The 19,564-nt window shown below is 49.5% G+C and carries 23 protein-coding genes; 13 read left to right on the top strand and 10 right to left on the bottom strand.

What is annotated here, in order from left to right:
• Positions 1 to 36: 36 nt before the first annotated feature.
• The 9 genes from ACYX4J_RS08340 (at position 37) to ACYX4J_RS08300 (ending at position 9,081) form a co-directional block, all read left to right on the top strand.
• On the top strand, positions 37 to 744 hold the full coding sequence (locus tag ACYX4J_RS08340) for a TVP38/TMEM64 family protein (RefSeq protein WP_444897631.1): 708 nt from the start codon (positions 37 to 39) through the stop codon (positions 742 to 744).
• The gene (locus ACYX4J_RS08335) at positions 744 to 2,987 is read left to right on the top strand and encodes a glucosidase family protein (protein ID WP_476178348.1); all 2,244 of its coding nucleotides are present in this window, start codon (positions 744 to 746) and stop codon (positions 2,985 to 2,987) included. The genes ACYX4J_RS08340 and ACYX4J_RS08335 overlap by 1 nt, the downstream gene beginning before the upstream one ends.
• Complete coding sequence (locus tag ACYX4J_RS08330) at positions 2,984 to 4,258, top strand: glycosyltransferase (RefSeq protein WP_444914052.1); 1,275 nt, start codon at positions 2,984 to 2,986, stop codon at positions 4,256 to 4,258. The genes ACYX4J_RS08335 and ACYX4J_RS08330 overlap by 4 nt, the downstream gene beginning before the upstream one ends.
• 10 nt (positions 4,259 to 4,268) lie before the next feature.
• The gene (locus ACYX4J_RS08325) at positions 4,269 to 6,698 is read left to right on the top strand and encodes an endonuclease/exonuclease/phosphatase family protein (protein ID WP_476178347.1); all 2,430 of its coding nucleotides are present in this window, start codon (positions 4,269 to 4,271) and stop codon (positions 6,696 to 6,698) included.
• A 239-nt stretch (positions 6,699 to 6,937) separates the two neighbouring features.
• Complete coding sequence (locus ACYX4J_RS08320; protein WP_444907990.1) at positions 6,938 to 7,621, top strand: Bax inhibitor-1/YccA family protein; 684 nt, start codon at positions 6,938 to 6,940, stop codon at positions 7,619 to 7,621.
• A gap of 65 nt (positions 7,622 to 7,686) precedes the next feature.
• Positions 7,687 to 8,079, top strand: a complete 393-nt coding sequence (gene tusD, locus ACYX4J_RS08315; protein WP_192879334.1) for a sulfurtransferase complex subunit TusD — start codon at positions 7,687 to 7,689, stop codon at positions 8,077 to 8,079.
• 2 nt (positions 8,080 to 8,081) lie between these two features.
• Positions 8,082 to 8,444 carry a sulfurtransferase complex subunit TusC gene (tusC, locus tag ACYX4J_RS08310; protein WP_476178346.1) on the top strand — a complete coding sequence of 121 codons (363 nt, stop codon included), beginning with the start codon at positions 8,082 to 8,084 and terminating at the stop codon, positions 8,442 to 8,444.
• Position 8,445: 1 nt separating this feature from the next.
• Complete coding sequence (tusB, locus tag ACYX4J_RS08305; RefSeq protein WP_476178345.1) at positions 8,446 to 8,739, top strand: sulfurtransferase complex subunit TusB; 294 nt, start codon at positions 8,446 to 8,448, stop codon at positions 8,737 to 8,739.
• Positions 8,740 to 8,745: 6 nt separating this feature from the next.
• A complete protein-coding gene (locus ACYX4J_RS08300) occupies positions 8,746 to 9,081 on the top strand; it encodes a TusE/DsrC/DsvC family sulfur relay protein (protein ID WP_476178344.1) in 336 nt (111 codons plus the stop codon).
• 258 nt (positions 9,082 to 9,339) lie between these two features.
• Here ACYX4J_RS08300 and ACYX4J_RS08295 read toward each other — a convergent pair whose 3' ends face one another.
• From ACYX4J_RS08295 to ACYX4J_RS08275, 5 genes are all read right to left on the bottom strand, one after another.
• Entirely contained in the window at positions 9,340 to 9,684 is a 345-nt protein-coding gene (locus ACYX4J_RS08295) for a hypothetical protein (RefSeq protein ID WP_476178343.1), read from the bottom strand.
• Complete coding sequence (locus tag ACYX4J_RS08290; protein ID WP_476178342.1) at positions 9,677 to 10,441, bottom strand: hypothetical protein; 765 nt, start codon at positions 10,439 to 10,441, stop codon at positions 9,677 to 9,679. The genes ACYX4J_RS08295 and ACYX4J_RS08290 overlap by 8 nt, the downstream gene beginning before the upstream one ends.
• A gap of 89 nt (positions 10,442 to 10,530) precedes the next feature.
• Positions 10,531 to 10,677 carry a hypothetical protein gene (locus ACYX4J_RS08285; protein WP_476178341.1) on the bottom strand — a complete coding sequence of 49 codons (147 nt, stop codon included), beginning with the start codon at positions 10,675 to 10,677 and terminating at the stop codon, positions 10,531 to 10,533.
• 44 nt (positions 10,678 to 10,721) lie between these two features.
• Positions 10,722 to 12,191, bottom strand: a complete 1,470-nt coding sequence (locus ACYX4J_RS08280) for a YncE family protein (protein ID WP_476178340.1) — start codon at positions 12,189 to 12,191, stop codon at positions 10,722 to 10,724.
• Between the two features lie 2 nt (positions 12,192 to 12,193).
• The gene (locus ACYX4J_RS08275; protein WP_476178339.1) at positions 12,194 to 12,397 is read right to left on the bottom strand and encodes a hypothetical protein; all 204 of its coding nucleotides are present in this window, start codon (positions 12,395 to 12,397) and stop codon (positions 12,194 to 12,196) included.
• A 38-nt stretch (positions 12,398 to 12,435) separates the two neighbouring features.
• Here ACYX4J_RS08275 and ACYX4J_RS08270 point away from each other — a divergent pair, with 38 nt between their 5' ends.
• Complete coding sequence (locus tag ACYX4J_RS08270) at positions 12,436 to 13,002, top strand: hypothetical protein (protein WP_476178338.1); 567 nt, start codon at positions 12,436 to 12,438, stop codon at positions 13,000 to 13,002.
• Between the two features lie 403 nt (positions 13,003 to 13,405).
• On the opposite strand, the gene ACYX4J_RS08265 is transcribed toward ACYX4J_RS08270, so the two are convergent.
• Genes ACYX4J_RS08265 through ACYX4J_RS08250 form a run of 4 tightly spaced genes read right to left on the bottom strand, consistent with a single transcriptional unit; the run spans position 13,406 to position 15,773 of the window.
• Positions 13,406 to 13,882 carry a hypothetical protein gene (locus ACYX4J_RS08265; RefSeq protein WP_476178337.1) on the bottom strand — a complete coding sequence of 159 codons (477 nt, stop codon included), beginning with the start codon at positions 13,880 to 13,882 and terminating at the stop codon, positions 13,406 to 13,408.
• A complete protein-coding gene (locus ACYX4J_RS08260) occupies positions 13,879 to 14,685 on the bottom strand; it encodes a hypothetical protein (protein WP_476178336.1) in 807 nt (268 codons plus the stop codon). The genes ACYX4J_RS08265 and ACYX4J_RS08260 overlap by 4 nt, the downstream gene beginning before the upstream one ends.
• Entirely contained in the window at positions 14,682 to 14,927 is a 246-nt protein-coding gene (locus ACYX4J_RS08255) for a hypothetical protein (RefSeq protein ID WP_476178335.1), read from the bottom strand. Before ACYX4J_RS08255 ends, ACYX4J_RS08260 begins: the two co-directional genes overlap by 4 nt.
• Positions 14,928 to 14,969: 42 nt before the next feature.
• Entirely contained in the window at positions 14,970 to 15,773 is an 804-nt protein-coding gene (locus ACYX4J_RS08250; protein WP_476178334.1) for a hypothetical protein, read from the bottom strand.
• Between the two features lie 219 nt (positions 15,774 to 15,992).
• On the opposite strand from ACYX4J_RS08250, the gene ACYX4J_RS08245 reads away from it, so the two are divergent.
• Positions 15,993 to 16,337, top strand: coding sequence for a hypothetical protein (locus ACYX4J_RS08245; RefSeq protein WP_475709942.1), 345 nt, complete (start codon positions 15,993 to 15,995; stop codon positions 16,335 to 16,337).
• A 278-nt stretch (positions 16,338 to 16,615) separates the two neighbouring features.
• Complete coding sequence (locus tag ACYX4J_RS08240) at positions 16,616 to 17,641, top strand: Gfo/Idh/MocA family protein (protein WP_476178333.1); 1,026 nt, start codon at positions 16,616 to 16,618, stop codon at positions 17,639 to 17,641.
• Positions 17,642 to 17,668: 27 nt separating this feature from the next.
• Here the strand turns inward: ACYX4J_RS08240 and ACYX4J_RS08235 are convergent, their stop codons facing one another.
• Complete coding sequence (locus ACYX4J_RS08235) at positions 17,669 to 18,073, bottom strand: secondary thiamine-phosphate synthase enzyme YjbQ (RefSeq protein WP_476178332.1); 405 nt, start codon at positions 18,071 to 18,073, stop codon at positions 17,669 to 17,671.
• A gap of 53 nt (positions 18,074 to 18,126) precedes the next feature.
• On the opposite strand from ACYX4J_RS08235, the gene trmA reads away from it, so the two are divergent.
• Complete coding sequence (gene trmA, locus ACYX4J_RS08230) at positions 18,127 to 19,215, top strand: tRNA (uridine(54)-C5)-methyltransferase TrmA (RefSeq protein WP_476178331.1); 1,089 nt, start codon at positions 18,127 to 18,129, stop codon at positions 19,213 to 19,215.
• Positions 19,216 to 19,564: the final 349 nt, after the last annotated feature.

The following is a 19,564-nucleotide window of genomic DNA, read 5'->3' as shown; positions in this document are numbered from 1 at the left end:
TCAAAACCGTATTTCTTTGGTTCCGTGGAAAACCCTATGGCGGTGAAGTTTATTCCTCTATTGATTCTCGCGGTTTGCACTATCGCCGTGGCTGGGGTGTTGAGCTTATTGGTTTATTTTGACCTGGATGATCAGATTATTGAGCTGATGCAGTGGCTCAATGAGCAGGGCTGGCAGACAAGTTTGCTATTTATCTTAATTGTGGCCGCAGCAATCGTCTTTTTACTCCCTGGCGTCATTTTTACCATGGGGGCGGGGTTCGTATTTGGCGTTATAAAAGGAACTCTACTGGTTATTGCCGGCACCGTACTTGGGGCAACCCTCGCATTTCTTATCGCCCGCTACCTTCTTGGCGAGAAGCCCTCTCGGTGGGTTATGTCTCATATCAAGCCCGCGACTGTTGGCGAAGTGATTCGTCGCGAGGGCTGGCAAATGATCATGTTGACCCGACTGGTTCCCCTATTTCCCTTCAAGTTGTCGAACTACTTCTTTGGACTGACTCCAGTTCGACTGCGTGACTTTGTGATCGGAAATTTCCTTGGAATTATCCCCCTTACATTGCACAACGTTTACATCGGCTCCATCGCAGCAGACCTCACCTCCCTGGGCAAGGTTGAAGAGCGCACTCCCGTTCAATGGGGATTTTATATTGCCGGATTCGCCCTGGCCGTCATCGCACTAATTGGGCTCACCCGAATGGCTCGCCGAGCTTTGAAAAGAATTATTAAAGAAGAGGACCTCTGATGCCTTGGATGAAATGGCTACCCTGGCGCTTCTTCGTACGCCGCTTTGCCACCGCTCACGGTTTCCTTGATCCACTCACATTGATGGCGCATTTACAGCGCTTTGCCGAGCCTTCAGAGGTGAGTGAACCCATCGAGCTGCTACGCGCAGGGGCGGTATTTCACGCTCGAGCACTGATCAACAGCAAAGTCATACAACACAACCTGGACTGGGTGTGGCCCTACTGGATTCAGCGCCAGTTTGATCCCTATGACAAGTCGTTTATCCCCCGGGCTTTTTCCATTAGCCACTGCAATTTAAGCCACCGCAATTGGACCGCTGTAGGTATACCAGACTGCGAAGAATTGCCAATTGTCGACCCCCGAGGCCTGCTTACACCCCACTACGATGGCTGGTCTATCGATGTCTGGGTCATCAGTGATAGCGGTGAAGAGCTAATGCCTTCCACCCTCGGCTTCTGCAACCAGCACCAGGAACTGGGAGATGATATTGCAATAGTTACCGAATCCCATCGTCGGGGTCTGAAGTTGCACAATAGGGCCTCAGTGAGCCTGCTCCAAGGCCACCCCCGCAGTGTGCTTGAACTCAATGCCCAGTGCCCGGGAGGCGGCTGGTTAATGGTGGTCTTGCGCCCCTGCAATCCGGAGGGCGTCAGCTTTGTTCACAAGGTTCGCCTGGGCGATAGCGGGCGCAATTGGCTTATTGAAGACAAGTCTGCAGTGGAGTTCAGTCAACCGGTGGACAAACACCTGGCATCCAATTACAAGCGTGGCGATATCTACCTCCATCTCCGAGACAAAGAGAGCAATCGCGAGGGGCTCTGCGATATTGGCATGGCCTCCGCTGCTGCTATGTTTCGTATCGAAGACCGAAAATCCCGCAAGATTGAGGTTGCTATTCCCCTGGTCACAGAGGAGAGTAAGCAGCGCTCTCCCCTTTGCTGGGAACACGTGCTGGAAGGTCACTGCGCCTTGACCGTTCCCGACGAAAAGTTTCAGTTTCTCTACGACTCAGCAATACGCACCCTTATTCTCCATTCTCCCAAAGATGTCTACCCAGGCCCTTACACCTACAAACGGTTTTGGTTTCGGGACGCGGCATTTATGATTCAATCGCTGCTTTATGCCGGACTGACAGACCGTGCAGAAAGAGCTCTGGAGCAATTTCCCCACCGGCAAAAGCGGGATGGTTTTTTTCACTCCCAGGACGGCGAGTGGGACTCCAATGGTGAAGCCCTTTGGATCTTCAATCTCTACTGTGAATTAACCGGCAAACCCTTAAAGCAGCCGTGGTGCGAGCCTGTCGTCAGGGGTGCCAAATGGATTATCAACAAGCGCCTGCCGAATGATGGTAGCCCCTGTGGGGGCCTGCTCCCTGCGGGATTCAGTGCAGAACACCTGGGGCCCAACGACTGCTACTACTGGGACGACTTCTGGGGCGTCGCCGGTCTGCAGAGTGCCGCCAGTATTTGCACGCGCGAAGGTATGGATGACAACGCCCATCGCTTCAATACCGCGGCCAGCGACTTCCAGCGCACTATTGATCAAAGCTTGCAGGATGCACAGGACCGCCTGGGCCGCCCCGCGATGCCAGCCTCACCAAACCGGCGCCTGGATGCCGGTGCCGTAGGATCGATCGCCGCAGGCTATCCCTTGCAACTCTACCCACCAGAGGACCCGAGGCTGGTAGACCTGGCTGAATACCTGATGGAAAAGTGCTTTGTGAGCGGCGGGTTTTTCCAGGACATGATCCATTCCGGCATTAACGCCTACCTCACTCTCCACATTGCCCAGATATTGCTTCGGGCTGGAGATGCCCGCTGTATTGACCTTATGCGCAGTGTCGCAGAACTGGCATCGCCAACAGGGCAATGGCCGGAAGCCATCCACCCCCATTCTCTCGGCGGATGTATGGGGGATGGACAGCACGCCTGGGCAGCGGCTGAGTGGGTGGCGATGCAACGCAATTGCTTCGTCCGCGAAGAGCAGGACGCACTGGTTCTCATCTCCGGGCTCCCCCCCGAGTGGCTCAAAGGTACTGACTCAGATCAGCCCATCCGCTTTGGGCCCGCTCCAACCCGGTTTGGCTTAGTTACCCTGGAAATTCAACCTGGCTCCACGCCAACGGTCTCTTGGGCTGCCGATTGGCATGGGAAGCCCCCACCTATCGCCATTAAGGCCATCGGCTTCCGGCCAGTGCTGATCACCGACGAATCGCAGAGTGTGGAGTTGAGCCCCAAGTGAATATCGTGATGCTCACCAACACCTACTTACCTCACGTGGGCGGCGTTGCACACTCGGTCGCCGCGTTTAGTGAGGAATATCGCAAACGTGGGCACAAAGTACTGGTGATCGCACCTGAGTTCCCGCAAAAGTCTGACGATGAAGAACATGTACTGAGAATTCACTCCATCCAGAATTTTAATGGCACCGACTTTTCCATGGCACTGCCATTCTCAGGCGTCTTGAATGATGCGCTGGATAAATTCCGTCCGGATATCCTCCATGCCCACCACCCTTTTCTCCTGGGGCTGACTGCCCTACGTATTTCGCGAGAGCGCGAGCTACCGCTCGTTTTTACCCATCACACATTGTACGAGCACTACACCCACAATTTGATGGGAGATTCACAAGCACTCAAACGCTTTGTAATGGAAGTTGCCACCCGCTTCGCCAATAAAGCAAATCTGGTCTTAGCCCCAAGCCTGAGTATTGTGAGACTTCTCCGGGAGCGAGGGGTACAAACTCCAATCGCGGAAGTCCCTACGGGAGTGCACCCAGAGCAATACGCCCATGGAAAAGGAAATAAGCTCAGGAAAAAACTGAAAATACCCGCATCAGCATTCTTGTTGGGACACTTGGGCCGCTTTGGGAAGGAAAAAAACTTGGTTTTTCTTTGTCAGGCCGTCGCCAAATTTTTACAGGAGTATCCATCCGCACACTTTCTTCTCGCTGGCAGCGGCCCATTGGAAGATCAGCTCCAGCAGTTTTTTACCGACAAAAAATTAATGCAACGTGTACATATGCCAGGGAAAGTCATTGGCGATGCCCGCCGGGATGTCTACAGCGCGATGGACACCTTTCTATTTACTTCCACTACTGAAACCCAAGGTCTAGTGCTGTCTGAGGCAATGGCCTCTGGAGTTCCCGTGATCGCCCTGGAAGCCAATGGATCGAGAGATATATTGAAGCAAGGTATTAACGGCTGCCTGGTAACCAAAGAATCGCTGAATGATTTTGTGGCGGCGATACGTTGGTTCCACAACCTGCCTGATGACCGCCGCCAGCAGATGATCAGGGAAGCCAGAATTACGGCCCAGGACTTTTCCATGAATAGCTGTGCCCAGCGTGCACTGGATCTCTATCAACCCCTCGTGCACTACAACTGGCCGCTCGATAACTCTATTTATGCGCGATGTATACGCACTGGAAAATTAATCACCATACAGTGGGAGATTTTCGAGGGCTTCACAGAAGCCGCAGGCGCAGCCTTGAATCAACCACCTAAGCGTTAGTCCAGAAACCATGTTAAGCCGTATCGGACTATCAATCAGACGCTGGCGCCGCCGACTCAGTCGCAGCGAGTGGATTACTCGCTTGCTCGGACTATCCACCAACCCAAATAGCCCCCATGCCCCGGGGCTAATTTTGATCCAGATTGACGGACTGGCCTACCCCGAACTTCTCAAAGCACTCGCCCGAGGGCGAATGCCATTTCTGAAGCGGCTAATCAGAAAAGAGCACTATCGCCTGGAACATATGTACCCAGGAGTCCCATCGACAACTCCTGCGGTACAGGCCGAACTTTTTTATGGAGTGCGCCAGGCCGTACCTGCATTTGGCTTCCTCGTCCACGAAACGCAAAAACTGGGACGGATGTACGATCCTGAGGTTGCCGCCCTGGTCGAAAAAAGAATTAAGACTCAACACCGCGACCCTCTTTTGCGAGGGGGCAGCTGTTATCTCAGCCTATTTAAAGCCGGCACAAAAACCGGTGAAGCGCACTTCTGCCCCGCCGACCAGGGATGGGGCCCGGCCCTACGCGAAGCCAGCCCCATGGCAATCGCCATCCTGATTGTCACCAATATTTGGAGCCTTGTTCGCACCACTGCATTAATTTTGATTGAACTGGTTCTATCCCTGATTGATTGCATACGCGGGATTATCGCCGGCCAAAACCTGATTAAGGAGTTGTTGTTTATCCCCACACGGGTAGGCATCACCATTCTCACTAGAGAGCTGTGCACCATGGGGGTAAAAGTTGATATCACCCGCGGCCTGCCGATTATTTATATCAACCTGCTCGGTTACGATGAGCAATCACACCGGCGCGGGCCAAAGTCAGCATTCGCGCACTGGGTGCTAAAAGGCATAGATAGTGCGATAGCCAAAATCTGGAAGGCTGCACACAGCTCCGAACGGCGGCACTACGATGTGTGGATTTTTTCAGACCACGGCCAGGAACAAACAGTGGCCTATGAAGAGGTCAACGGGCGCAGCCTTGGCGATGCCCTCTCGGAAGCTCTATCCAATTTACCTTCAGCGCCGAAGATCAAATCTACCACCATCCCCAAAAAAGTCCGCTTCGAAAGAGCTCGCCTGTTCGGCAGTGAGTGGATGGACAAAAGCAGCATCGAGGAGGAATCCACTCAAGAGGGCGATAGAACGCCTACTGCCATAGCGGCCCTGGGCCCAATCGCGATGCTGTACAACATAGACCTGAACGGTACCAGCCGGGCAGATGCCGCCAAAAGGATGGTGGAGCAAGCCAAAGTGCCCCTAGTACTCTATCTGGAAGACCCATCCTCCCCCGCTTCCTCACCAGTGCATGGGTGGTGGAAAGATGGCCCCATCAAGCTTCCTGAAGACGGCCGCAAATTGATGGGGGACGAACACCCCTACCCGGTTGAAGCCGCAGAGGATATGGCCAGCCTGTGCCGGCACCCAGACTCTGGCGACTTTATGATGTACGGCTGGTGTGCCGGTATGCGGCAACCCATGACTTTCGCCATGGAAAATGGCAGTCACGGCGGCTCAGGCCCCAATGAGACCCATGCCTTCGCCCTGATGCCAGAGGATATCCAACCCCCAGACCCCAGTCGGGGCTACTGGCGCCCGCAGGATCTGCGCTCCACAGCCCGTGCCTACCTCCGTGGCGCCCGCCCCATGAAAGTAGATAACCACAGGATGCCAAAAACTGTTTTGCGCATCATGACCTACAACGTGCACAGTTGCCGAGGGCTAGATGGCAAGCTCTCCCCACAGCGAATTGCCCGGGTAATTGCCCGCTATCGCCCGGATGTGGTGGCATTACAAGAACTGGATGTCATGCGCAAACGCACCGGAGGCCTCGACCAGGCCGAAAGACTTGCTCGTCTACTGGCAATGGACCTGCACTTCCAGCCCACTATAAATATGAAAGAGGAACGCTACGGTGATGCGATCCTCACCCATCTCCCCGCCCGGCTCATCAAGAAAGGGATTTTGCCCGGCCCTCCCTCTGGCAAAGGGAGACTTTTTAACCCCGCTGCAGACGAACCGCGTGGAGCTGTTTGGGTGGAAATTGAAGCCAATGGCAAACCTATCCAGATTATCAACACCCACCTGGGGTTATCCCGTGCAGAGCGGCTGCGCCAGGTGGATGCCCTTCTCGGCCCCGAATGGCTCAGCAATCCCCGCTGCACCGGAGAGCGAGTGCTACTGGGAGACTTCAACGCGCTACCCAACTCTGCCGAGTGCAAGCGACTCGGGGGCTACCTCCGAGATGCCCAGGAACAGGCGCCCCGCCACAACCCCAAAGGGACCTTCCTAAAGGTCCGTATTGATCACATGTTCCTAAGTGCCGGACTCAATGTGAAACGGGTGCGGGTGCCCAGGACATCGCTGACCCGACAAGCCTCAGATCACCTGCCATTGATCGTGGATATCGACCTACCCATCAAGGGTGGAAAGTAATCGATCTCGGTTTATCGAGCCCCACACTCTTCGCACCCTCCAACCCGAGCGATAACACTTGAAAAATGCCCCAGAGCCCCCACAATAAGCGGAGAATATTTGAATAAATCCTTTAAAAATATAGGGTTTTTGTGAATTCATAGAGACTGGCAGACGGACGCTAAAAGGGTTTTCCCGACTTGAAGGTCCCCACTGCGAGCTATATGATTCTTCTATCACTTAATAGCAGGAGTCGCTAAATGCAACCGCAAGCTTATACTCAAACCCGCGCACTGGATCGCTCGGAATCGGCGAAGGTGTTGCGCAATACCTATGCCCTACTGGCAATGACCGTTCTCTTCAGTGCCATTACCGCCGGTATTTCCATGTCTATTGGCATGGGTCGTGGCATGAGCCTGGTCTGCTCCCTCGGAGCCCTGGCCCTCATCTGGTTCGTATTACCGCGCACAGCAAACTCCGCCGCAGGCGTTGGTGTTGTATTCGCATTTACCGGCTTGCTGGGTGCCTCCATTGGTCCAATGCTTAACCACTTCCTGGGCATGGCTGGCGGCGGCCAGATCGTTATGCAAGCCCTGGGCACCACTGCCCTGATCTTCTTTGCCCTGTCTGCCTACGTACTGACTACCCGCAAAGACTTCAGCTTTATGGGCGGCTTCCTGGCCGTTGGCCTGATCGCAGTACTGGTATGTTTCCTGGGCGTTATCATCGCTGGCTTCTTCGGCATCCACATGCCGCTGTTTAGCGTGGCCCTGAGCGGCGTTGTTGCCCTGCTGATGTCTGGCTTCATCCTGTACGACACCAGCCGCATCATCAACGGTGGCGAGACCAACTACCTGATGGCTACCGCCTCCCTGTACCTGAACATCTTCAACCTGTTCACCAGCTTGCTGCACATCTTTGGATTCGCATCTTCTGACGACTAAGCAACAGCTTTGTTGAGCAAGTCACAATGCCCCGCACCGCGGGGCATTTTACTATTTGGCCCCCTATGAAGTTTTCCCTAGCCATCTACTCAGCCCCCCACAGCACCCAGTCTTCATCCAGTGCACTCCGGTTTGCCAAAGCCCTCCTAGAGCAAGGCCACGAAATTTATCGAGTGTTTTTCTACTGCGACGGCGTACAAAACAGCAATGCCATTGCCGCCCCTCCCCAGGACGAAACTGACCTGACTTCAGAGTGGCAGGCACTGGGCCACCAGCACCAATTGGACCTGGTAGTTTGTATTGCCGCTGCGCAACGGCGCGGTGTGCTGAATCAGCGAGAGGCCGAGCGCCTGGAAAGACCCGCCGCCAACTTGGCAGAGGGCTTTGAGCTGGCTGGACTCGGCCAACTAACCGACGCTGTCGCCAACTCCGATCGCCTGATTACCTTTGGAGGCTGAGCATGAGTACTAAATCATTGGCCCTATGCCGCACCGCCCCCTACGGCAATGCCCTGGCACGAGAAGGTATCGAAGCCGTACTGGCAGCGGCGGCGATGGAACAGGACATGGACCTGCTATTTCTCGGCGATGGGGTATTCCAATTGCTGGACCAGCAATCACCTGCGGATATCGGCCAGAAAAGCCTGCGACGCAATTTGCAGGCTCTGCCGATGTTTGGCATTGAGCAGTTTTTCGTTTGTGAGGAAAGCCTTGCTGAACGCAATATCACCCTGGAGCAGATCCAGGTTGCCGGCGCAGAGACTAAAGCCGTAAAAGATACCGGCTCACTGATCGCCGCCTACCCCACCGTATTGAGTTTCTGATATGACTTTGCATATTGTCAGTAAATCCCCCTATACCAGCAGTGCCCTTAAGGAATGCCTGGGTGCTTTTGCCCAGGATGACTCGCTCCTGCTTATTGAAGACGGTGTCTATGCGCTGAGGCACGAGGTTCTGGAAACAGTGCCAAGTACCCAAATTTTCTGCCTTGAAGCAGACACCTCTGCCCGTGGTCAGCAGCAACTTGCAGCAAACATGGATAGAGTGGAAATGATTGATGATGCGCGCTGGGTACAGCTCTGTACCGAGCATCACCCCATAGTCAGCTGGTTTCGGTAACAAAAAATGAGCAACCTAGTAGTCAATAGCCAGGAAATCCCCTTGGACAAAGAGGGTTACCTACGCAACCTCAGCGACTGGAGCCGGGACGCCGCCCTTCAGTTAGCCAAGGCTGAGGACATCGAGTTAACCGAGGAGCACTGGCAAGTTATTGAGCTGCTGCAAGAATTTTACCGCGAGTTTGAACTCTCCCCCGCTATGCGCCCGCTGGTGAAATATATTGGCCAGCATCTCGGCGCAGAAAAGGGCCGCAGTATTTACTTGATGCAGCTCTTCCCCCCAAGCCCAGCTAAAGTGGCCAGTAAAATTGCCGGCTTACCTAAGCCGACCAACTGCTTGTGACCCCCTCACTACACCTGGCCAGGTAAGCTCGAAACAACCTGGCCGGCAGACCACCTAAATGGATTTTATCTAATCACCATATAAGGTCAGTGCTTATTTGCGAGTTATTTGCCTCTAAGGCTCAAATCCATATGTGCTGCAAACAACGCCCATGACTCAGGGTCCCAGCGGTTTGCTAAACCTTACCGGGCAGAGGGCTTCCATCTCCAATCTTTTGCCGATTTAACTCGGCGCACGGGGTGTCCAAATCGTGTACCCCTAAAGCTCCAACAAACTCTTATCATCCACGTTAACTGTTGCCCCACAAAGTACCAAAGCCTCACGAAAAACTTCAAGATCGCGGTGAAATCCGGTTGGGCCCTCAGCGTGACAGCGTAGCCGATTACCCTGCTGTTCAAATTCATAAAAAGTAGGACGACTATAGTTACACCAGTCGTCCAGCACTTTATCCATTAAAGCCAGGGAGTCTGGGTTAAGAGCTTCCAACCGCTCTTCGAGGTAAGCGCCCAGCTGTCCATCACACAAACCTTGAATTAAAACTACCCAGTCTGACAATTGGGCCTGTGGGATATTAATATCAATAGCAAATTGATTGTCACTCATACTCAGCAATCACTTCTTGCCAGATTTTTTTAATACTAGGGTCTACTGGGTTATTAGCAATATGACTGTACAGCTCATCTAAAAACTCAAGTTTTTTACCTTCTTTTTCACCCACCTTTTGGCCAAGCAATTGAAATCTAGCCTTTAATAGACGCTTTATAATTCTCCCGCACTTTGGTGCGGGCCCTACCCCATGAGGACCTACATCACCCACTTTATCTAAGCCGGAGAAAAAATAGGCTTGTCGATCAATGATAGGAGTATAAAAACCATCTTCAACATATAAGATTAACCCAGATAACTGCTTAGCCAATAAATCATATAGATCAATTTTTAACTCTATAATTTTCTGATTACGACCTATAGGAACCCGGCTTTTAATTACTGACTGATAGCTTTTAGGGTGAAAATAATCAAAGAATCTTAACCGTGACTCCTGATCCCAAAAAAACTCTTCATAATCACTTGTTAGACTATTGTAAAAATACCGCTTAAATGCCTCAGGTTTTATCCTTTCATCCATAAAAGCAAAGTCCCAGCCCTCTGCTTCTTGCAAAGGAAAATATAAGACAATAGATCCTCCACGGGCCAACCCAAAATCTTCACATACCCCAGTTAAAAAAGCATTTTTTATTTTTAAAAACCTTTCTCGGCGATTGTCCTCTTTTAAGAATGCTTCAATGGGCTTCCAACGCTCTAAGCGCTGAGATATCCATTGAGGGTCTTTTGTAAATTCCAAATCGGGCGAAATCAACATATCTAATCCTCTGCAACGGTCACATCAGCAATTTCATCAAAGCCTAGACAGGCTAAACTACTGATCACTTCGTTCGATAAAACCTGGCATTAATCTTCTTCACATCCCACCGAAACCTGAGTTAAAAAATACTCCCGCACGTCATTTGGCAATACAGCTAACCATTCAGCCAAAGCGGTATTTTCATCATCACCTTCCTGGCTAAACTCCCCAACAAAACGCAGGTCATCTCGCACGGCATCAAATCTATGGGTGTCCAGAATAATTTTCTTAATCTATGCTAGGCAACATACTCTGCTTTAAGTTGAGTCAGCTGATTTTTATCCGTACACGAATAAAAACCTCTATCTTCAGCCCATTTTGAAAAACGTTTTTCCATAACGCTCAGATGCTCTTCAACCAACTCCTTCGATTGGCTACAGCCTGAATATTGAAACCGGATAATGCCATTAAAACTCGGCTCAGGAGTAAAGGGCCTGTCCTGAAACCTCATCTCCATATAGTTGAAACTATAACGCTGGGCTTCATCACGAGTATAGATTTCACCAAAACGTAGAGCATCATCCAGACTTTCGCAGGTAATTCTGATAACAAGTTCTTTCTCCGCGGTATTATCTGGCGAGTAGTCTAACTTGATATCCATGTCAGGCTTCGATTCAAACTCCAGCACCTCATCTAAATTTTGAGGGTCAACTTCCAATACTGGGCCTTGAGCAACATACTGTGTATGAGTAACCAGAGAAAAATACTGCTTACCTGAGACTCTATCATGGAAGTCATGGCCTCGAACATGATAACCAGTGGGCATTTCTATACGACGCAGTAAGGCTAAACTTCCTCTATCGAAAACCAGAATCACACCATCGTCATAATGACTGTAATAAATAGTAGAGTTGTCTATGTAAAGGGATGGACCAAAGAAACGATCAACAGGTACTGAGGTTTCTGTATCAATACTATTGATCAGTTCCCCATTAGCAGTGTTAATCAATAAGATCTCATTTAACGATACTACATAAAGCACACCGCCAAATAATTGATAGCTGTCCACCGCATTGGATACTTCATACTTCCATATCAAGCTGCCATCTTCATCGTTTAGCCCAACCAACACACCACCACCGAAAACACAATGACTACGACCTTTAACCAGCTGGCGAGACTCGACCTCAGGCCCTATGAAAGTGATGATTATGTTGTCAATTACTAATGGAGTCTTGGCCTTCTTAGATGCAAAACTCGGGCTATAAGCCCAGACCTTTTGCAAAGCAGAATCACACTTAAAGAAATACTTTTCCTCAGCATCAAAGCCATATGCAAACCCATTGATCAAAACACTAGAAATAGAACGCATTTCCTTTGAAACAAAAGTCTTAGAGCAAACATCAAAAAGACCTAAACTATTTCTAAACTTTTCCGGGTAATTCAAGATAGTTGCTAAAAATTTACTCTCCTCACCAACAAAAGGGTCATAGGGGCGAACTACATCCAAAAACTCCTGTGGCAAATCTAACCTTTTCCCAGAATCATTTGAAAATATGACTTCATCAAACCTTAAATACTTTCTATACACCTCTCCATGGATCAAATAGAAATTCAAGCACGTATAATCACTCAAATATCCCTCATAAATTACTTTCCCATCGATCAACTTAAAACTTCCACCCTCGCCCACCAAAACATACAGGGGGTCAATTGAGCTTGGGTGACAGTGGACAAAAGCCGGCTCACAGAAATTATATATCTTCACTCCTACCCCTCCGCTTTAATAATATTTTTATACTCATATATCTCAACAAACTTTTGCCCATCAGGGCCCTTACCATCCAGCGCGGCAAAAAGATCAGGAAGAACAAATTCTGGACATCCATCAAAGAAGAAGTATAAACCGCCAACACCATTGACAAAAGAGTGTAAACCTACAAAATACTGGTCATCCATCCAGTAAATACGCACACAACCAATGACTCTACCGCGGAGCAGCCAGATATCTCTTGACGCAACACCCTATTATCACTGCGTATCCCGCTGTGGAAGACAAGTGTACAGGCCGCTTTTGGGAGGGCCGGTTTAAGTCCCAGGCTTTGCTGGACGAAAGAGCCCTCGCCGCTTGTATGGCCTATGTAGACCTCAACCCTATCCGTGCCAATATCGCCAAGACTCCTGAAGATTCTGATCACACATCGATTCAACAACGTATTCGTGCAGCAATCTCAGGTGAGCAGCACAAAAGTTTGCTGCCGCTTGTGGGTGACGAGCGTCAAAATATGCCAAAGGGTTTACCCTTTCAGTTAGATCACTATCTGGAGCTAGTCGATTGGAGCGGGCGGCATCTAGACCCTAGAAAGCGCGGAGCCATCGCCGAAAATATCCCACCCATCCTCGAACGGCTGGGAATTTCATCTGAACACTGGCTTTATCTCAACCGAAACTTTGAAAGCCGCTTTAAAGCTTTGATAGGGTCTGCTGAGGCCGTACGAAGCGCTTGTAATCAGCTGAATAAACGCTGGGTACACGGCATAAATGATTGTCGACACTACCTTTCTGCAACACCCTGCTAGTCCCCTCCGATTCTCTCGATACTGTTTTCCATGCTTACCCATAACCGCAGTTTTTCTAAGGCCAGCATTGATCTTCAGCACTTCATCTCAACTTAACTAGCAAACAGAAAGAAACGGATACAGGGGCTAGCGCTAGCAACACTGTTAACGCCTTTCTCCAATCTATGGGTGTCCTAAATTGATTCCCGGAATTGTGTGGTACTTTTCTCTAATCTATGGGTGTCCAGAATAATTCTTAGTAATACTGAGCCTGCACCTTCCCCTGTCAACGCTTAACCCTGGCCGTTACCGGACAACGCCCATGACTCGGGGCCCCAGCGGTTTGCTAAACCTTACCGGGTAGAGGGCTTTCACCTCCAATCTTTTGCCGATTTATCTCGGCGCACTGGGTGTCCAAAACATTTCAATTGGCTATGAGGTAACAGATAATTTGCTCAATATTCTTATCAGTGTCATCCAGCCATTTTAGATTACTGAGCGGAAGTAAGTCTGACATATTGTCAGCTGTCAAGCGTTGCATTTCACCTTCTGTTTGCAAGTAAAAATAGCCTAGCCTAGAATCCTCCCCTGAGCTAGCGTCTTCTATTAACGGATCTTCTGCAGTATGCATAAAAACTATAGAAGCACCCATTTTCTCCAAGTTCTTTTTCAACGATAATAAGGAATATGGAGCCTCAAACCATTCCAGCCATAAATAATTTTTTTCTCTCACCAATTTATCAGGTGGAAATAAAAGCTCAACTAATTGAAAAATCCGCTTCCAGCCCGGCTTCACATCTTCAGAAAATGCTGGGCGACCTTTTGATGGTAATAGTGAACTCAGAGCTTCGATGATTTTATCATCGTCCGCATGTAGCAAAAAAGTAATAGCTAAGCTCATTCTTCCTGATCGCTTATTGCGTTTTCCAAAGCTTCAGCTAATAGTGAAGGGGCATCATCAGCTTTAGCTACGGCAATTAACTTCCGTTTAAGCTCTAATCGATATGGACTTAACTCCGTATCATCGAGCCGCAACAAAACTTTGTACATATCCGACAAGGCATTTTTGTGAATAGGCGCCTTGACTAAATCGTGCAAGTCGCAATAGCGCACGCAATCCATAAAATAATCAAAGGTAAAACAACTGTAACTCCATTTATACTTAAATTCATCAGCAACCTCCCAGACTCGAGTAAAACCAACCATAAACCCCAATGGACTAACGGTAATCGCTCTTTGCTGAGAATTTTTCAGCATAAAATAATCTTTATTGAATAGAGCCTCAGCCACCATTTTTACCATTTTATCCCGCTCAGGAAAGCCATCCAGACAACCTGAAACATAACGTGCAGCACCATGCTGTTGTTCGCGCGCATAGCGTTTTGTAACGGCCTCACTCCAAAACTTTTGCACCTGATCAACTGTCTCAAATGGCATGTAAGAAATACGATGCTTGAACTCAAACTTAATTATTTCACGCTCACCAGTATCTTCATCCTCTAAAAAACTGACTGGCTCCTTGCCAAACACATAAAACTCTCCTAAGTACTTGTTCAGCGGAGAGCCTCCCGCCACTTCAACATAGCGACGCCAATTTTCTTTACGCTTTTCTATCCATTGTGGGTCATCGGTTTTCCATAAATACTGGAACTGACCATAAACTTCACAGTCTTTTTGATAACTTTGATCATAACCTGGCTTCATTCCACTATTTCCTCACAAAACAGATCATCAAATGGCTCATGAATTTCAAAGTTCACTAGAGTCTCTCGAACATCATCACCAATAGCACCAGCCAAACGACTTTGCACATCGTCTTCAATCTCCAACCACCAATCCGGAGTAACCTCATCAATACCCTGCAAAACATCGCCGACAGCCCCCATCTGATCGATGACTTTGTCTTGCACGTTCTTCCGTAATGCCTCTATCTCTGCTCTCGACATCTCGCCTGCATTTTAATAATTAGCAAACTCACTATTAGCAACTTATTCTGACAATTTCTTTGCTACGTCTTTGGCTTTATCCGCACCCACCTCAATAGTCAGCATATTCATTAGCGTGAATGGCGCTACGGTACTTTTATTTTTGCCCACCTGTTTATCCACATAATTATTCTCATGCTTTGATTTTTCGTATCCAACAGTGGTCTCAAAGGCATCCGCTTTCATTTTACCTGGAGCTTGGGTTAAAAAGCCTTGAACATTATCAAATCCGCTTGCCTTAATCTGTGAGTCCGTAACAATTCCTTCCTCATCAATCCAGGGTATATTACGATAAGTCGACACTGTCTTAGTTGACCAATGCCACTTACCATTTTTATCTCTCTCAAGTGGCTGATACTCTCGAGCTTTATCGTACTGTTTCCAGGTTTGTATCCAGGTGCGATTGGTAGCAGCACGTAGTCTTAAATTTTCTGCGCGATCTATCCTATAGCCCCCACGTGTAATAGGTACGGTTTGGAGCCATTCGCTCCTCAACTTTCCCTGTGTCGCCACATAATCCAAAAAATGTTGCTTATGAGCGTGAGGATATTGATCACTGACTTCGATTGCCAGATTCCAGGGTTCAATTTTTTCGATAGCAACCTTTTCTTTAAAACCTTTTTTCTTACGCCAGGACTTAAACTCAATCCCAACAAATTCTGGACACCCACCAAATAAGAAGTATAACCCGTCAACCTTATTGACAAAAGAGCGCAAACCCACAAAATACTGGATATTCATACATGCCAATGCGCGTGCAATCAATGACTCTACCGCGAAGAACCCAGATATCTCTTGAGGCAACACCTTATTACCACTGCGTATCCCGCTGTATACGGCGAGCATTCCTTTGTGGTCGGGATACTGTATCTGGGAAAGATTATGATTATCGGCGTGAGTGGATCGAAAATCGTATGCATAAGTTAGCTGAGGTTTTGCCCTGGATATTGTCGCTTATGCAGTAATGAGTAATCACTACCATGTGGTACTCTACATTGACACAAAACTGCTGATAAGTGATCTCTATTGGAGGTGATTACTCGCTGGCAAAAAATATTCAAAGCCTCTAGTTTGGCTCAGCGCTACCTTAAAGGCGATACCCTTGACTGCCGTGAGCTGAACACACTAAAAGAAATCACTTCAATATGGCGGAAACGCCTAACAGATATTAGCTGGTTTATGCGCTGCTTAAATGACTCTATCGCTCGCCAGGCTAATACTGAAGATAAGTGTAAAGACCGCTTTTGCGAGCGGTCAGATAAAATCCCCGGCTTTGCAATAAGAGTCCTCACTTCCTGCATGGCCGATGTAGATCTCAACCCCATTTGTGCCAATATCGCCAAAGATTCTGATTACACATCAAATCAATAGTGTATTCGCACAGTATTCACCGATTAACAACCCAAATGTTTACTATCGCTTGCAGGCGATGAGTGGGTGCCTTAATCGCTGCCCAAGGTGGGGCTATCGACTTATCTAAACTGGTTCAGTTTTTTTAAGCTCCCCCTTTCATCCAAACGAACTGCTACAACTTTGTTTTCTCCAGCATTATCACTGAAGGTTTCTGCAAAAGCGCCTCCTATAATTTACTCTAAACATCACTAGACCGGCACTCAATTGCTCTCGCCCCCATCTCAAGGCAATCATCAATGGTAAACATACGCTTCGGAATTATTGGCACAGGAATAATCGCTGACTTTACCACCCGAACCATCAGCCAGGCAGACAGTGCCAGCCTTTCCTCCGTCGCCAGCAGACGGCACACACGGGCCAAAGAGTTCGCCTGCGAACACGGGATTCCGAATGTCTACCCGGATTGGAGGTCACTGGTAGAGGCGGAAGATTCGGATGCCATTTACGTGGCTAGCCCCACCACCAGTCGTGAGGAAATCTGCCTCGCGGCACTGGCCAACCATAAGCATCTTCTCTGTGAAAAACCTTTTCTCAATACTGCCTCGGTCGACAAAATTGCCGCCCGGGCTCAGTCTGAAGGGTTGGCATTTATGGATGCCACACATTTCACCCATCACCCTCGCACGGCCAGAATTATTCAGTGGGAAAAAAAATATCTGGGCCCGGTTAATAGAATTCGCAGCGCCTTTTTTGCCTCTATGATGGACCGCAACAATATTCGCTTCGATTCACACAAAGAACCCACTGGCGCAATCGGGGATATCGGCTGGTACAACATGCGTGCAATCGTCGAATATATGCGCCCCACAGGAGCAATAAAGGCAATTTCAGGAGCGATAAAGCGGGACTCACAAACAGGGACCATTATTAGCGGTGCGGGCCTGATTGAATTTGCCAGCGGGCAAACTTCAACTTTTGAGTTCGGATATGACTCAGGCGTTTGGCAAATGGACCTGGACATTCTGGGAGAAAGCGGCCTGATCCAGCTAGACGACTTTGTACTCGACTGGAGAGACAGCGCAGCCTTTTACAATCCTGAATATACGCCAGAATTTGTGGTTCGCCGGGGGCAGGCATCGCCAGATAAGTTCGAACACCAGCAAGTACCAATAGAGCAATCGCAGGCGGTACAGATGATCGAAAACTTCTGCTGCTTAACAGGGCCAGATAATCAAGTTGACCGTATCCAGGCAATCGAGAGGGCCCGCGCAACCCAGTCATTGATCGACCAGTACTGCCAGGCAGTTGGCGTAGCCGTCTAGCTATCGCCACCAACGCGCGGTATTGAATCAGATATGCAGGATAACGTGCCGAGCCCCATGATGATGGCGGTGCTCCCAAAGGTAGATCCCCTGCCAGGTACCCAGCATCAGGCGCCCCTTTTGCACTGGAATGGACAAGCTGGTCGCGGTAAGGCTGCATTTGATATGGGCCGGCATATCATCTGGCCCTTCAAGGGTATGGGTATAAAGCGAGTCATTTTCCGGCACCAGTCGATTGAGCCAGCTCTCAAGGTCACGGCGCGCGCTGGGGTCGGCATTCTCCTGGATCAGTAAACTTGCAGAGGTGTGCTGTATAAAAAGCGTACACAAGCCTTCATCGAGGGACTGTTCACTGACCCAATCAACTACACTGCCGGTAAACTCGTGAAGCCCCTGCCCATGAACCGGAATTTTTATCTCACCTATTGCCATACGGTTTCCTATATAATTCGCGCCCGCTTTTTGTACTGACACCGCATTGTAATATGGCACTGTACCGCGTTAATACTGACGACTACCCACAACAGCTTCAAAACAAGGCCGAGCGCCTGCAAGAGGCTTACAGCAAGTTCACTGACCTGGAGCCGGAACTCTTCCCCTCCCCACCCATTCACTACCGCCTGCGCGCCGAATTCAAGGTGTGGCATGAGGGAGGTGTAGCCAATTACGCCATGTACCGCCAGGGTGAGTACAAGAAGCCCTTTATCATCGATGAGTTTACCGTCGGCTCTGAGCTGATGAACCAGTTGATGCCGAAGGTGCTGGCTGCTGTCAATAATAGCGAAGTCCTGCGCAAGCGCCTGTTCTCTGCCGAGTTTCTTACCACGCTGAGTGGTGATGCGCTGATTACGCTGATATACCACAAGAAACTGGACGAAGCCTGGGAGCTGGAAGCCAAAGCACTCCAGGCTCAGCTGGGATTCCCGATTTTGGGGCGCTCGCGCAAGCAAAAAGTGGTTTTGGAGCGTGACTTCGTTACCGAAAAACTGGATATCGATGGGAAAACTTACCAGTACAAACAGGTAGAAGGCAGCTTTACCCAACCCAATGGAGAGATCTGTCGTTCCATGATCCAGTGGGCGAGAAGTGCCTGCGGAGACAGTGATAGCGATCTGCTGGAGCTCTACTGTGGCAATGGCAATTTCACCATCCCGCTCAGCGAGAAATTCCGCAAGGTCCTGGCCACTGAAATCTCCAAGGTATCGGTAAATTCGGCCCAGGAGAATATCGCCAACAACCAGATCACCAATCTGGATATCGTACGTCTATCCAGTGAAGAGTTTACCCAGGCCATCGATAAGGTACGCCCCTTTCGTCGCCTTAAGGATATAGATCTGGATAGCTACGACTTCTCCACCGTCCTGGTTGATCCCCCCCGAGCGGGCTTGGATGAAGACACCTGTGCGATGGTCGCCCGCTTCCCGAGAATCCTGTATATCTCCTGCAATCCGGAAACCCAATTGGAAAACCTGGAGTCGCTGACCAAAACCCATCGCATTGAGCGCTTCGCGCTCTTCGATCAGTTCCCTTATACCGACCATACTGAAACAGGGTTATTGTTGGTGAAGAAGTAATCACTTCCGTTATTCCCCTACACCACCCCGGCATGCTGATAATTTGGCACGCCGGGCGCTTCTAAATTAGCTGCTCTCCATTAAGCGAATCTGCGATCCAAATTCAAGGCTCCACAGCCCCGACAGTGTTTTATAAACGCCTCTTCTATGCCCAGGGGCTCCTGGCAGTAAAAACAGCAACCTTCTCTCATAGTCAAATGATTAGCAAAATTTTTGCTGTAGAGCATGGGCAGCTTAAGTTCCCTTCTCAGCGCCTTTACTAAGCTTGCAGTAATGCGCCCCTCAGGAAAATCCCGTGCTATCCCTTGAATATTCGACAGGGTCTTAGCAGAAAACTCCCAAACTTCAC

It is taken from the genome of Microbulbifer sp. ABM4_008, from assembly GCF_056311705.1.
Note: the sequence above shows the minus strand (reverse complement) of the source record. Positions and strands in the feature narration are given on the sequence as shown.